Origin of the sequence: Oceanobacter sp. 5_MG-2023, assembly GCF_030548165.1 — a bacterium.
GTDB lineage: Bacteria > Pseudomonadota > Gammaproteobacteria > Pseudomonadales > Oceanobacteraceae > Oceanobacter.
Window position 1 is genome coordinate 14,115 of the sequence record NZ_JAUORS010000018.1, and the last position, 13,816, is coordinate 27,930.

The 13,816-nt window shown below is 54.5% G+C and carries 13 protein-coding genes; 7 read left to right on the forward strand and 6 right to left on the reverse strand.

Features of this window, described 5'->3' with window-relative positions:
- Positions 1-57: 57 nt before the first annotated feature.
- Together Q4551_RS12265 and Q4551_RS12270 are read right to left on the reverse strand one after the other, a co-directional pair.
- Positions 58-1,395 (reverse strand): aminotransferase, encoded by a 1,338-nt coding sequence (locus tag Q4551_RS12265; RefSeq protein ID WP_303434132.1) that lies wholly within the window; start codon positions 1,393-1,395, stop codon positions 58-60.
- Positions 1,396-1,595: 200 nt separating this feature from the next.
- Positions 1,596-3,056 carry an NAD-dependent succinate-semialdehyde dehydrogenase gene (locus Q4551_RS12270; RefSeq protein WP_303434133.1) on the reverse strand — a complete coding sequence of 487 codons (1,461 nt, stop codon included), beginning with the start codon at positions 3,054-3,056 and terminating at the stop codon, positions 1,596-1,598.
- Between the two features lie 300 nt (positions 3,057-3,356).
- Between Q4551_RS12270 and Q4551_RS12275 the strand changes: the two genes are divergently transcribed.
- Positions 3,357-4,637: an FAD-binding oxidoreductase gene (locus Q4551_RS12275; protein ID WP_303434134.1), complete on the forward strand. Its 1,281-nt coding sequence runs from the start codon at positions 3,357-3,359 to the stop codon at positions 4,635-4,637.
- Between the two features lie 48 nt (positions 4,638-4,685).
- On the opposite strand, the gene Q4551_RS12280 is transcribed toward Q4551_RS12275, so the two are convergent.
- Complete coding sequence (locus tag Q4551_RS12280) at positions 4,686-4,907, reverse strand: hypothetical protein (RefSeq protein ID WP_303434135.1); 222 nt, start codon at positions 4,905-4,907, stop codon at positions 4,686-4,688.
- Positions 4,908-5,203: 296 nt separating this feature from the next.
- On the opposite strand from Q4551_RS12280, the gene Q4551_RS12285 reads away from it, so the two are divergent.
- The 4 genes from Q4551_RS12285 to Q4551_RS12300 all read left to right on the forward strand — a co-directional run bounded on the left by Q4551_RS12285 (position 5,204) and on the right by Q4551_RS12300 (position 9,639).
- Positions 5,204-6,583 (forward strand): NAD(P)-binding domain-containing protein, encoded by a 1,380-nt coding sequence (locus Q4551_RS12285; protein WP_303434136.1) that lies wholly within the window; start codon positions 5,204-5,206, stop codon positions 6,581-6,583.
- A gap of 113 nt (positions 6,584-6,696) precedes the next feature.
- Positions 6,697-7,044: a cupin domain-containing protein gene (locus tag Q4551_RS12290; RefSeq protein ID WP_303434137.1), complete on the forward strand. Its 348-nt coding sequence runs from the start codon at positions 6,697-6,699 to the stop codon at positions 7,042-7,044.
- A 450-nt stretch (positions 7,045-7,494) separates the two neighbouring features.
- Complete coding sequence (locus Q4551_RS12295; RefSeq protein ID WP_303434194.1) at positions 7,495-8,532, forward strand: BMP family ABC transporter substrate-binding protein; 1,038 nt, start codon at positions 7,495-7,497, stop codon at positions 8,530-8,532.
- 147 nt (positions 8,533-8,679) lie between these two features.
- Positions 8,680-9,639 carry an isopenicillin N synthase family oxygenase gene (locus tag Q4551_RS12300; protein ID WP_303434138.1) on the forward strand — a complete coding sequence of 320 codons (960 nt, stop codon included), beginning with the start codon at positions 8,680-8,682 and terminating at the stop codon, positions 9,637-9,639.
- Positions 9,640-9,711: 72 nt separating this feature from the next.
- Here the strand turns inward: Q4551_RS12300 and alc are convergent, their stop codons facing one another.
- Both alc and puuE read right to left on the reverse strand, forming a co-directional pair.
- A complete protein-coding gene (gene alc, locus Q4551_RS12305; protein ID WP_303434139.1) occupies positions 9,712-10,701 on the reverse strand; it encodes an allantoicase in 990 nt (329 codons plus the stop codon).
- A gap of 11 nt (positions 10,702-10,712) precedes the next feature.
- On the reverse strand, positions 10,713-11,627 hold the full coding sequence (puuE, locus tag Q4551_RS12310) for an allantoinase PuuE (RefSeq protein ID WP_303434140.1): 915 nt from the start codon (positions 11,625-11,627) through the stop codon (positions 10,713-10,715).
- 245 nt (positions 11,628-11,872) lie between these two features.
- Here puuE and Q4551_RS12315 point away from each other — a divergent pair, with 245 nt between their 5' ends.
- On the forward strand, positions 11,873-12,595 hold the full coding sequence (locus Q4551_RS12315; RefSeq protein WP_303434141.1) for a GntR family transcriptional regulator: 723 nt from the start codon (positions 11,873-11,875) through the stop codon (positions 12,593-12,595).
- A gap of 33 nt (positions 12,596-12,628) precedes the next feature.
- Complete coding sequence (locus tag Q4551_RS12320) at positions 12,629-13,126, forward strand: ureidoglycolate lyase (RefSeq protein WP_303434142.1); 498 nt, start codon at positions 12,629-12,631, stop codon at positions 13,124-13,126.
- Positions 13,127-13,237: 111 nt separating this feature from the next.
- On the opposite strand, the gene Q4551_RS12325 is transcribed toward Q4551_RS12320, so the two are convergent.
- A complete protein-coding gene (locus Q4551_RS12325) occupies positions 13,238-13,813 on the reverse strand; it encodes a HugZ family protein (protein WP_303434143.1) in 576 nt (191 codons plus the stop codon).
- Positions 13,814-13,816: the final 3 nt, after the last annotated feature.

Below are 13,816 nucleotides of genomic sequence, written 5' to 3' on the forward strand. Positions count from 1 at the left end.
AATGCTTCTGCCAGATGCCGGAGCATTGGCAACCAGGCAAGGGAATCGATGAACGATTCAGCCCTGTTTTTGTACAAACGCCAGCGTGTCGTCCAGAGCCCGGCCCATTTTGTCGATGATTTCGTCGATCTGGGCTTCGGTCGTGATCAGTGGCGGACACAGCGCCAGTGATGACCCTGCCACCGGGCGACTGATCAACCCATGCTCCTGACAGGCGTTAGCTCCAAAGTAACCAACCTTGCCATCCGGGAAAGCAGCCTTGGTTTCCTTGTCCGCCACCATTTCAATGGCAGCGATCATGCCGGTACCACGCACTTCGCCCACTAACGGGTGGTCGTTGAATTCACGCAGCCGGGTTTGCAGGTAGTCACCGGTGGCTGCGGCTTTGGCAAAGAGGTTGTCGCGCTGATAGATTTCCAGGGTTTTTAATGCCACGGCACAGGCCAGCGGGTGGGCGGAATAGGTGTAGCCATGGCCAAATACGCCCAGCTTGTTGCAAGGGTCGATCATGGCTTCGTACATATCACCCCGGATCACGGAAGCTGAAATCGGCACATAAGCGGATGACAGCTGTTTGGCAAAACTCATCATATCGGGCTTGATGCCCATGGTGGTGGAGCCAAAGTCGTTGCCGGTACGGCCAAAGCCGGTGATCACTTCGTCGGCCCAGAACAGGATGTCGTATTTGTTCAGGATGGCCTGTACTTTTTCATAATAACCGGCAGGCGGTACGATCACGCCGGAGGCACCGGTAATCGGTTCAGCAATAAAGGCAGCGATGGTTTCCGGGCCTTCACGCACAATCATGGCTTCCAGATTGGCGACTATACGGTCAACAAACTGGCTTTCGCTTTCGCCGTCCAGCTTGCCGCGCAGGTAATGCGGTGCATCGGTGCGCAGAATCCCCATGGCCTCGACCGGCAGGTCAAAGTTGGCCTGGTTGATGGGCAACCCGGTCAGACAGGCGGCCGCAACGGTGACACCATGGTAAGAACGTTCACGGGCGATGATCTTGCGTTTTTCCGGCTTGCCGATGGCAGCAAAGTAGTAACGCAGCAGCTTGATCTGGGTGTCGTTGGCATCGGAACCGGAGCTGCCAAAAAAGACGCGGGCATTGTCGACCGGCACCATGGCGGTCAGTGTGTCTGCCAGCTGCATGCCGACATCGTGGGTTTTGCCGCTGAACATATGGGCAAACGACAGGGTTTCCATCTGTTTGGCAGCGGCTTCGATCAGTTCGGCATTATTGTAACCCAGTGAAGCGCACCACAATCCCGACATACCTTCGAGGTATTGCTTGCCCTGGTCGTCGTACACGTAGATACCGTCACCCCGAGCGATGTTCATCGTTTCGGTAGCGGCGAAGTTGGTGGTGGGGTAAATCATGTGAGACATAGCAACCTCGATATTCGTCACCCGGCTTGGCGGGATGGATGGGTAATAAGGGCGAGTTCTGCGGCAGGGCTCGTCCGCTGGTATATTGTTGTGCCTGGTTTATTGCGCCTGGTTGGATAACCGGGTCAGTGCTGGTGCTGATCCAGCGCCGGTATGGCGACGGCTGGATAACCGTCGCCAATCGGGTCTTCAATCCGCTGTTACAGCCCGCCGAGGCAGATCAGTTTGGTTTCGAGATAATCATCCAGCCCATACTTCGAGCCTTCGCGGCCCTGACCGGATTCTTTCACGCCGCCAAAAGGAATGGCTTCTGAGCTGATGGCGGTTTCGTTGACACCCACCATGCCAAAATCAATGGCTTCTGAAACCCGCCAGATACGGCTCAGGTTCTGGGTAAACACATACGCTGCCAGGCCATATTCGGTGCTGTTGGCCAATGCAATCGCTTCGTCATCGGTTTCAAAGCGGAAGACGGGGGCAACCGGGCCAAAGATTTCTTCGCGGAAAACACGCATATCCGGCGTGGCATCGGCCAGAATGGTCGGTTGATAGAAGCGGCTTCCCTGCTCCGCAGGCGCACCACCAATCACTACCCGTGCCCCTTGGGCAACGGCATCTTTGACTTTTTCATCCACCCCTTGGGCGGCCTTGTCGGTAATCAACGGGCCATGGGTGGTATTGCTATCCTGACCGGCACCCAGACGGAATTCACTCACGGCCTCTGACAGACGTTCGATAAAACGGTCGTAAATACCGGACTGTACCAACAGGCGATTGGAACAGATGCAGGTCTGACCGGAATTGCGGAATTTGGAAATCAACGCGCCGTTAATGGCCTGATCCAGATCGGCATCATCAAAGATGATAATAGGGGCATTACCCCCCAGCTCCATGGAAGTGCGCTTGACGGTATCGGCGCATTGTTTCATCAGCAGCTTGCCCACCGGGGTTGAGCCGGTAAAGGTTACCTTGCGCACCAGAGGGCTACTGGTCAGTTCGTTCCCAATGGCGGGGGCATCGGAGCCGACAACCATATTGATCACCCCGGCCGGGACGCCGGCCTGTTGCGCCAGCACGCCCAGCGCCAATGCCGACAGCGGGGTTTCCGCTGCCGGTTTGCAGACGATGGTACAACCCGCGGCCAAGGCCGGAGCCATTTTGCGTGCCAGCATGGCGCTGGGGAAATTCCACGGTGTAATGGCGGCCACAACCCCCACCGGTTGCTTGATCACGATATTGCGGCGATCGGCTTGTGCCGCCGGAATCACATCACCATAAATACGTCGTGCTTCTTCTGCGAACCACTTGATATAGGAAGCACCATAAAGCACCTCGCCCTTGGCTTCTGCCAGCGGTTTGCCTTGTTCTGCAGTCAGGATCGACGCCAGTTCATCCACATGCTGAACCACCAGGTCGTACCAGGCTTCCAGAATCCGGCTGCGTTTGGTGGCACTGGTGGCCGACCAGCCGGGTAAAGCGGTATGAGCTGCATCAATGGCGCGGCGGGTTTCTGCCGCGCCCATATCCGCTACCGAGACCAGCGCGTCACCGGTTGCCGGATTATCGACCACCAGCGTGGTGTGCTGGTCGGCATCGACCCATGCGCCATTAATCAGTCCCTGTGTTTTTACCAGCAGGCTGTTTTGGAGTAACACATTCATAGTTTCTCGACCTGTTATTCGACTTTACGTTGTTATAGCGTGCAGAAATCTGCCAATAAATACAGCCAGATCATCGCTTATGTTGATAAAACCTTACGTATTATCGTCGCTGGGGAGTCCGGCCAGAAGCTGAGCCGCAAACCAGACCGCTCTGAAAGCTCCGGCCCATGCCTGTGGTGCTATCAAATCACTCTGGCTAACAGCAGGATATATCCCCCGGTGGGTATGGCGACCAGACAGCCGTCGCCCTATCTTGGGAGCATCGGGCCAGCCCCTCAATCCGCCCCAGAGAGACCTACGATGACAGCCACCTATCCTTCTTCATATTATGCTGCCTCGGCCAATCCACAGCCGCAACGTCCAGCCCTGCATGACCATATCACCGCTGATGTCTGCGTCATTGGTGCGGGTTACACCGGCCTGTCGACAGCGTTACATCTGGCTGAGCGCGGCTTTTCCGTTGTGGTTCTGGAAGCCAGCCGTATCGGCTTTGGGGCCTCCGGTCGTAACGGCGGCCAGATTGTTCACAGCTATAGCCGCGACATGGATTTTATTGCCCAGCATTACGGCCAGAAAACGGCCAATGCCATGGGCAAGATGGCGTTTGAGGGTGGGCAGATTATTCGCCGTCTGGTCAAGCAGTACGATATTCAGTGTGATCTCAAGGACGGCGGTATTTTTGCGGCCTGCAACCCGAAACAACTGCGCGAACTGGAAGCCAAAAAAGCCCTCTGGGAGCAGCACGGTCATCAACAGATGGAGATGCTCGATGCGCACCAGGTGCAGGAATATGTTGGTACCGAGCGCTACACCGGGGCCTTGCTGGATCATAGTGGTGGCCATATTCATCCGCTGAATCTGGCGCTGGGTGAGGCGGCGGCGATTGAATCAATGGGGGGCCGGCTCTTTGAAGACTCGCCAGTGATTGATGTCCAGCAAGGCAACCCGGCGGTGGTCAAAACCGCACGAGGGCAGGTAACGGCCAATTTTGTGATGGTGGCAGGCAATGCCTATCTCAATGGCCTGCTGCCGAAGCTGCAACAAAAAGCCATGCCCTGTGGCACCCAGGTGATTACCACAGCACCACTCAGTCCGGCGTTGCAGCGTCAGCTGTTGCCGGGGGATCACTGTGTTGAAGACTGCAATTATCTGCTGGATTATTTCCGCCTCAGTGGTGATGGCCGACTGATTTATGGCGGTGGTGTCACCTATGGCGCGCGGGAGCCTGACAAGGTGGAAGCGTTGATTCGCCCCAAAATGCTGAAAACCTTTCCGATGCTGAAAGACGTCAAGATTGACTATGCCTGGACCGGTAACTTCCTGTTGACGCTGATGCGGCTGCCGCAATTTGGTCGAATTGGCGACAATGTCTACTACGCTCAAGGCTACAGCGGCCATGGCGTTACCTCGACACACCTTGCCGGAGAATTGATCGCCAGTGCGATTCAGGGTCAGGCAGAACGTTTTGATGTGATGGCCAGCTTGCCGCAATACCCGTTCCCGGGCGGCCGTCTGATGCGCATTCCTTACACCGCCATGGGTGCCTTTTATTACGACATGCGAGACAAACTGGGGATCTAGCGACTCCAAACCACTGCCGCCCATTCAGCGGCAGTGGGCGGGTAATGCTTAATAACTTGAATTAGGCGCAGAGTCCGGATTGATTTCCCCATCCACTTCGTCTGGATCCACTCCGTTTTCCAGCAATATCTCCCTGACAGCCGCGATTTGATCCAGCACTATCTGGTAGCGATCGCCGTATTCATACTTTGTAACCTCTATGGCTTTTGGCATATAGGTAAAGGCTATCTTGAACGCATACAGTGCCGGTTCACTCATTTTATCGCTCATACAACATACCTCTTCAAATCCATTGTCATGTCTGCGGCTACCCGTATTGCCGCTGCAGACGTTACCTGGCACGGTCAGTCTGCTACCCTGAACGTCCTGTTAATGACAATACGCTCAAAATACTAAAGCAATATCATCAGCAACTACAACAGCAAAACGGCGACTTTTGCCCGTCACTTACCCCAACCTAACCCTGACCTAACCCCTTTTGCGTACCCTCACGGGGGAATACCCCTGATGCATCAATCGTCATAAATTTTTCCCCACAATAATTTTTCTGTAGCAGGAGAAAAGACATGACTCAACGCGTTGCGATTATTGGCGCTGGCCCAAGCGGCCTGGCCCAACTCCGAGCCTTTCAGTCCGCCCAGTCCAAAGGTGCCGACATTCCTGAACTGGTTTGTTTCGAAAAACAATCCGACTGGGGCGGCCAGTGGAACTACACCTGGCGCACCGGTCTGGATGAGAACGGCGAACCCGTGCCCAGCTCCATGTACCGCTATCTGTGGTCCAATGGCCCGAAAGAAGCACTGGAATTTGCCGACTACAGCTTTGATGAACACTTTGGCAAACCCATTGCCTCCTACCCACCACGTGAAGTGCTGTGGGACTACATCAAGGGTCGAGTGGAAAAAGCCGATGTCCGCAAGTACATCCGTTTCAACTCCCCGGTTCGTCATATTGAATACAACAAAGCCGACGACAACTTCACTGTCTCGGTTCACGACCACAATAACGACACCGTATACGAAGAAGTTTTTGACTTTGTGGTAGTGGCCAGCGGTCACTTCTCAACCCCATTTGTACCGGAATACCCAGGCTTCGAAAGTTTTGGCGGCCGTATTCTGCACGCTCATGACTTCCGTGATGCACTGGAATTCAAAGACAAGGACATCCTTGTTGTTGGCTCCAGCTACTCTGCTGAAGACATCGGTTCCCAGTGTTACAAATACGGCGCTCGCTCTATTACTTCCTGCTACCGCAGTGCGCCGATGGGTTACAAATGGCCAGCCAACTGGGAAGAAAAACCGGCCATGACCCACGTTGAAGGCAACACCGTGTTCTTTTCTGATGGCAGCAGCAAACAGGTCGATGCCATTATTCTGTGTACCGGTTACCTGCACTCGTTCCCGTTCCTGCCAGAAGAGCTGCGCCTGAAAACCAACAACCGCCTGTGGCCTCTGGGTCTCTACAAAGGCGTCGTCTGGGAAGAAAACACCAAGTTGTTCTACCTCGGCATGCAAGACCAGTGGTACAGCTTCAATATGTTTGATGCCCAGGCCTGGTACACCCGTGACGTCATCATGGGCCGTATTCCTTTACCATCGAAAGCAGAGATGGAAGCACACAGTGCCCAGTGGCGTGAAAACGAGCTCAAGCTGGAAACCGACAAGGAAAACTACGAGTTCCAGGGTGCCTATATTCAGGATCTGATCGACGATACCGATTACCCGAGCTTTGATATTCCGGCGGTGAACGAGACGTTCCTGATCTGGAAGAAACACAAGAAGCAAGACATCATGACCTTCCGTGATTATTCCTTCCCGTCAGTAATGACCGGCACGCCGTCTCCGGCTCACCACACGCCGTGGTTGTATGCCCTGGACGACTCCCTTGAGGCTTACCTCAACGACGAACCCAAGCCCGAAGAAATCAAGCGCGCCGCTGGGGAATAATTCCTCAGCTTGCCCTCTCTGGCACCACGGTGGCAGAGAGGATTTGCCCAAGCCGTTTGTTCTATCCCTGCGCGCCATGCGCATCTTTGTCAGATTCCATCGAGGCCCATACCATGACTGTTACCAAGATTCCTGCACCTTCCGTTGAGGTAATCACCGACGACCTGGCCGGTTGGTCCAAGGTCGAAGGCAATCCCACCATGAAAACCTGGATTGAATACACCTCCCCGGATGAATCCATGATCGCCGGTTGGTGGGAAGCCACCCCGGGCACCTATTACGCTGAATACGCTGGCTGGGAATTTATCCACGTCATTGAAGGCAAGGCCATCATCACCCCGGATGGCGGTGAAGCGGTTGAAATCGGCGCTGGTGATGCCGTGACTCTGGAGGCCAATTTCAAAGGCCATTGGAAAATCATTGAGCCGATCAAGAAGCACTTCACCATCAAACTGAAGTAACGCCCCACCGTACGTATCCCCGCCAATCCGGCCCTCTGGCCCGATATGGATTAGCGGGGATCGCCAGCCCATCCCGCTTTCCTGTCTCTTGCCTGCCTCTTGCCTGATTATTCCCTGCCTCTTCCCACCCTCGGATCGTCTCTGCTACATTTGAGTGCCTGATCAATAACCCCATGCACCACTGCCAAGCATGCTCGACCGAACCCGGTTCCACCCTGGCGCTTTTGCATCCCGAACGACCTGATATTCCACACTCAAACGCCCATAATACCGGGGAATAAAATAAAACCGGGTTATCTCTCTCAGTTGGTCAGAATTTTGCTTATCTAAAATACTGTCCAAACGGTCAATTTTTTTAAACCGGCAATGTCACTTGCCACTACAGGAGAAGGACGGATGAAACGACGTCAATTTCACAAGCTGATCAGCGGTCTGGCCGCCGGAACCCTGATGGCTGCTCTTTCTATTCCCGCCGCGATGGCAGCTGATCCGTTTAAGGTTGGTTTTGTGTATGTCGGCCCAATCGGCGACCACGGCTGGTCTTATCAGCACGATCAGGGCCGCCTGTCGGTTGAAGAGTATTATGGTGACAAGGTTGAAACCACTTACGTTGAAAACGTAGCCGAAGGTGCGGACGCCGAGCGTGTGATTCGCAACCTCGCCAAAACCGGCCATGACCTGATCTTCACCACCTCGTTCGGCTTTATGAACCCGACCCTCAAAGTCGCCAAACAATTTCCCAAAGTAAAGTTTGAACACGCTACCGGTTACAAAACGTCCAAAAACATGGGCACTTACGTTTCCACCACTTACGAAGGCCGTTACATTGCTGGCTACGTGGCATCCCAGGTCACCAAGTCCAACAAGGTCGGCTACATTGCCTCGTTCCCGATTCCGGAAGTCATCCGTGATATCAACACCGTGCAACTCGCACTGAGCAAATACAACCCGGAAGCTGAGTTGAAAATCATCTGGGTCAACAGCTGGTTCGATCCGGGTAAAGAAGCGGATGCTGCCAACGCCATGATGGACCAGGGTGTGGATGTCATTCTGCAGCACACCGATTCACCTGCCGCCATGCAGGCTGCTGAACGTCGCGGCAAATACGCCGTTGGCCAGGCATCCGATATGTCCTCGTTTGGACCTAAGGCTCACCTGATGTCGGTCGTTGACGAATGGGGCCCGCACTACATCAATACCGTTAAAGCCGTTATGGATGGCACCTGGACAGCTTCTGCCCACGTCGAAGGCATGAAAGAAGGCGCGATTGTGGTACCTGGCTTCAACAAAAGCATTCCTGCCGATGTCGTCACTCATGCTGAAGAACTGATCGCAGGCATCAAGGATGGCAGTGTTTATCCTTTCACTGGCCCTCTGAAAGACAACAAGGGCGAATTGAAAGTACCGGCTGGTACCAAAATGACCTTCGCCGATCTGGAAAAAATGAACTGGTATGTTGAAGGCATCAAAGCCGACATTCCGAAGTAATACACCGGGTAACGGCCATCATGACACCTTCACCATGATGGCCGGTCGGGCCCAACCGCAAAGAATACCGCTCGGTTAGCTGGTATTACCTGTCCTCTCTTATCACCAGACAAGAGGCGGACAGGTTTTTTTATTGGATCTCCGCTTATGAATATTCCCCTGATTGATATCTCCCCTCTGTACCAGCAAGACCATGACGGCAAGGTACAGGTTGCCAACGCCATCGACCATGCCTGCCAGCACAGCGGTTTTTTCTATATCACCGGCCACCCCATCAGCCGTGAACGTATGGCTGACATGCGCCAACTGGCGGAAGAATTCTTCGCTCTCCCCGCCGCAGAAAAACTCAAGATCAATATTCGCTTGTCCGCCAACCACCGTGGTTATGGCGAAACCGCCGCCGAACAGCTTGATCCAAGCCATCCCGGCGACTGGAAAGAATCCTTTGATATGGGCCTCAACCTGCCCGCCGATCATCCTCTGATCGGCCCGGAACGCCCCTTGTATGGCCCCAACCAATACCCGGATGCCATTGAAGGTTTTCAGGCCAAAATGGAAGCTCATTACTGGGATATGCTGGCGCTGGGCAAAAATATTCTCAGTGCCCTCGCCATCGCACTGGAGCTGGATGAAACGTTTTTCGACGACAAGTTCGACCACCCGCTCAGCGTGCTGCGTTTTTTACACTACCCTGAACGGCCAGACACAACAGCACAAGCAGCCATGGGCGCAGGTGCCCACAGCGACTACGGCTGTATTACCATTCTTTGGCAAGATGAGATTGGCGGCTTACAGGTACAGGACGTCAACGGCCACTGGGTTGATGCCCCACCGATTGCAGATACCTTTGTGATCAACATCGGCAATATGATGGCGCGCTGGAGTAACGACCGTTACAAATCGACGCCACACCGGGTATACAGTCCATCCGGAGCCGAGCGTTATTCCATGCCGTTTTTTGTTGAACCGGATTTTGATACCGACGTCAGCTGCCTGCCAAACTGCTGCAGCGAAGGCGAAACGCCCAAATACGAGCCGATTTCTGCCGGAGACTGGATGATTTATTGCTTCAACAGCACCTACGCCTATCGAGCGGAAGAAAGCTGAGTCCGTCCGCCCGTATCCGCCCGGAGCAGTTATCCGGGTGGATACGTCTTGCGGGCGGGATTGACGACGTTATTACTGACTGATTTTACCGAATGCCCGCACGCGGCTGATGCCACCATCCGGGAAGATATTGACCCGGATATGTGTCACGGCTCCCAGCCCCTGCAACTGTTCCTTGAACGTATGTTCCTGGTTCATCTGCAATTTCTGCGATGGCAACAGCTCCTGCCAGTACAGGCTTTGTGCTTCGATCTGGTCATCAGAACCACCGGTGACACAGGCAGCCTGAATCGAGCAGCTATCCGGGTAGTTACCCTTGAAGTGCAGGGTATCGATGATCAATTCCTCGATTGTGCCCTTGTGGCCCAGGGCCAGAATCACCCAGTCAAAACCCGGAGTACGGCGACGGGCCGTTTCCCAGCCATCCCCCATATTGATACCACGACCCGGTGCAATCAGATTGCTCATATGGCCAAAGTGCTGGTCATTACACGCCAGCGCCCGCCCTCCGTTAAGAGCCGCAGCAAGATCGATCGATTCATCCGCAGACTGGGTCGACCAGTCCCGGTACGGCACACCGTAAACCTTCAAACGCGCCACACCACCATCAGGAAAGATATTCAGGCGCAAATGCGTCCAGGGTTGGTCGGACGCAATCGGGTGCACATGCTGGCTGTTGCCCTGCAATGACACCGACGGCAACACCTCTTGCCAGACCGTATCGTTATTCGGGTCCCCTTCGGGACAAAAACAACCCTCCAAAGACGCCGACGGCGGATAGTTGCCGGTAAAGTAACGGGTATCGATATCCACCGCCTTGATCACGCCCGCCACCCCCAGGCGCACAACCGCATGGTCATAACCCGGCCCGCGTTTACGGCGTGACTCCCAGCCGTCCATCCATTTGCCGTTGTCGTCATAGACACCTTCCTGCCAGACCGGCTCTTCCGGGTTCAGCATCCGATCGGCGGCGGCAAACCAATCGTCGGTCACGGCGATTACTTTGGCACCCAGGCGGGCGCTGGCGAGGTTAACGTATTGACGCAGTTGTTCTGTATTCATGCTGTTGGGGCCTACTTGGAATGGGGAGGGAAGTGTTCATGCCAATGCCGGGCGATATCGACCCGACGGCAGAACCAGACGTCTTCGTGGCTGCTGGCGTATTCAATAAAACGCTGCAGCGATGCCAATCGGCCAGGTCGGCCAATCAGGCGGCAGTGCAATCCGATCGACAGCATTTTGGGGGCGCTTTCGCCTTCGGCGTACAGCACATCAAAGCTGTCTTTCAGGTACTGATAAAACTGCTCTCCGCAGTTAAATCCTTGTGGAGTGGCAAACCGCATATCGTTACTGTCGAGGGTATAAGGAATCACCAGATGCGGTTTTTCCGGGCCATCGACCCAATACGGCAGGTCGTCGTCGTACGCGTCGGAGTCGTACAGAAAGCCACCTTCTTCCATCACGACGTCGCGGCTGTTGGGGCCGGTACGCCCGGTGTACCAGCCTAACGGCCGTTCGCCGGTAATATTGGTCAGAATCTCGATGGCTTTTTGCAGGTGCTCGGCCTCTTCGGTCTTGTCCATGTACTGATAATCGATCCAGCGGTAACCATGGCTACAAATCTCATGACCGGCTGCCACCATCGCCTTGATGACTTCAGGGTGACGCTCAGCGGCCATCGCCACGGCAAAAATCGTCAGCGGAATATTATTCCGTTCAAACAGTTTCAATACCCGCCAGACACCAGCCCGGCTGCCGTATTCATAGATCGATTCCATGCTCATGTGTCGTACCCCGGCTAACGCCTGGGCACCGGGCATTTCCGACAGAAAGGCTTCGGACTCTTTATCGCCATGCAAGACACAGCGCTCGCCACCTTCTTCGTAGTTGAGCACAAACGACAACGCCAGGCGGGCCTTGTTGGGCCACTGTGGATGGGGTGGCTGGTCGCCATAACCGATCAGGTCGCGGGGATAATCCGAATTCATGATGCCTCCTGAGTGCCGCCGCCGGTGGCTGCGACAGGTGTAAACTGAACACAATAACCAAAAACATTGTATACAATATTTTCATCAAGACTAGCTTAATTAGCCGTAAATAAACACTATAGAATCAAAAAACTGCTCTAAAAAAGCCAACAACTGGTTTATAACCCATCATCTTTGTATACAATTTATTGAAATGTTAGTATCCAGTCTCAGCGATTTGCCAGCAGTGGAATTCAAAACACCTCATGATCACCGAACAACAGCCTCAGACCAGCCACCGCGGGGTACAGGATGCCCGGATTTACCAATCCATCTTTGAAGCCATCCTCGAACAACGTTTGCTGCCTGGCACCAAGCTGAACGAAGCAGCACTGGCCGAGGTATTCAGCGTCAGCCGCACGATTATCCGCCGCGCCCTGGCCCGACTGGCACAAGACGGCGTGATTGAGCTGATTCCGAACAAAGGGGCGACCGTTGCCAGCCCGACCCCCGAACAGGCTAACGACACCCTGGTGGCCCGCCAACTGGTCGAAGAAGCGGTCTTGAAACTGGTGTTGGCTATCCCGCCATCCCCGGCCAAAAGCAAAGGGATTAAACAGCTGCGCAAGCTGATAGCACGGGAACAACGTGCCTTTGAAACCGGCGACAAAGGCAACGGCCTGCGGTTGTCTGGGGAGTTTCACCTGTTGTTGGCCGAGATGGCCAACAATCAGGCACTGGCCGGATTCCTGTCACGCCTGGTATCACAAACCTCTCTGATCATTGCCACCTACGAATCACCACACCAGCACCGCCATTGCTCATACGAAGAACATATGTCATTAGTAGATGCCATTGAGTCCGGTCAGACTGCCGAGGCTATCCAGCTGATGAATCATCATATGGAACATATTCAGCTCAAGTTGCAGTTAAGCCGCGATCTGAGCACCCCAGACCTGCACCGGATATTTGCCAGCCAGACCAGCTGACGTATTCACCTGCCCCTAGCCAGAGGAATTGCCATGCCCGTCACACTTGAGCCGATCCCCCTCACCCGAGCAGCCTTCCAGGCCTTTGGTGATGTGATTGAAACCGCCGATCGCGACCATTTTGCTATTAACGATGGGTATGCCGACCGTTTTCATAACCTCGCAGATCTCGATCTGACCGAGCAACAGGGCAAACCGTTGGTGAGTATCTTCCGGGCGCGGCCCCGACCACGACCGATTGCAGTGGATATGATGGAACGCCACCCACTCTCCAGCCAGGCTTTTATTCCGCTGTGTCAAACGCCGTTTCTGGTCCTGGTGGCACCTGCGGGAGAGCCACCCCATCCCGACAACCTGACGCTGTTTAGAACCAATGGGGCTCAGGGGGTGAATTTTCATCGCGGGGTCTGGCACTTTCCATTACTGGTGGAAAAAGAAAATCAGCAATTTCTGATTATTGACCGTGGCGGCGAGGAGAAAAACTGCGACCTGCATTATTTTGCCGACGATATCCGCGGTGAAATTGCATAACCGCTGTGTGTTTGCGCCAGGTAACCAGTAGCCAGCCGGGTAAAACAAACAGCTGGAGCAGCACCAGATGTCTTCCAACACTGGAACACGGTGCTGATCCAACCTGCCCAATCACCCTTGTTTATCCACACGGGGCTTGCCCTGATGCACCACTTGCCGTAATCCTTCGCCCTCCAGTCGATAGGCCTTGGCAAAGCCAGTGATATAACTTCCATGCTGCGGCATCAGCCGGAACAGATGGAAGTCTCCCAATCCGCGTAACACCTGCAAGGTCGGGCCGAGATGTTGCGCCATGGCATCCAGAATGATGTTCCGCTCACTGGAGGCAAGGTCGGCATCCCCACGATCAGCCTGTTCCACCACCTCGGCACAGGCATATACCGTGGCCCGGGTACGGGCAAAGATATTACGGGCGCGCTCTTCCGGCTCGATCCAGAACAGACTGACGTTCGGGTTGGCTTGCAGATTCCGGGTGTGGCTGGCCAACTCGGACAGAAAGACGTAAAAACAGCCGTCCTGCTGGATAAACGGCGCATAACTGGTTTCCGGCTCGCCGCTGGCGTTAACCGTCGCCATGGTCAGGCTGTTAAAACCGGCAATAAAGGCGTGGAAATCATCGCTGATTGACACCAGCGTTTCTTCCCCAGAGTCTTCCGGGTTAGCCGTGGTGGGATTATTGTTGTTCATTGT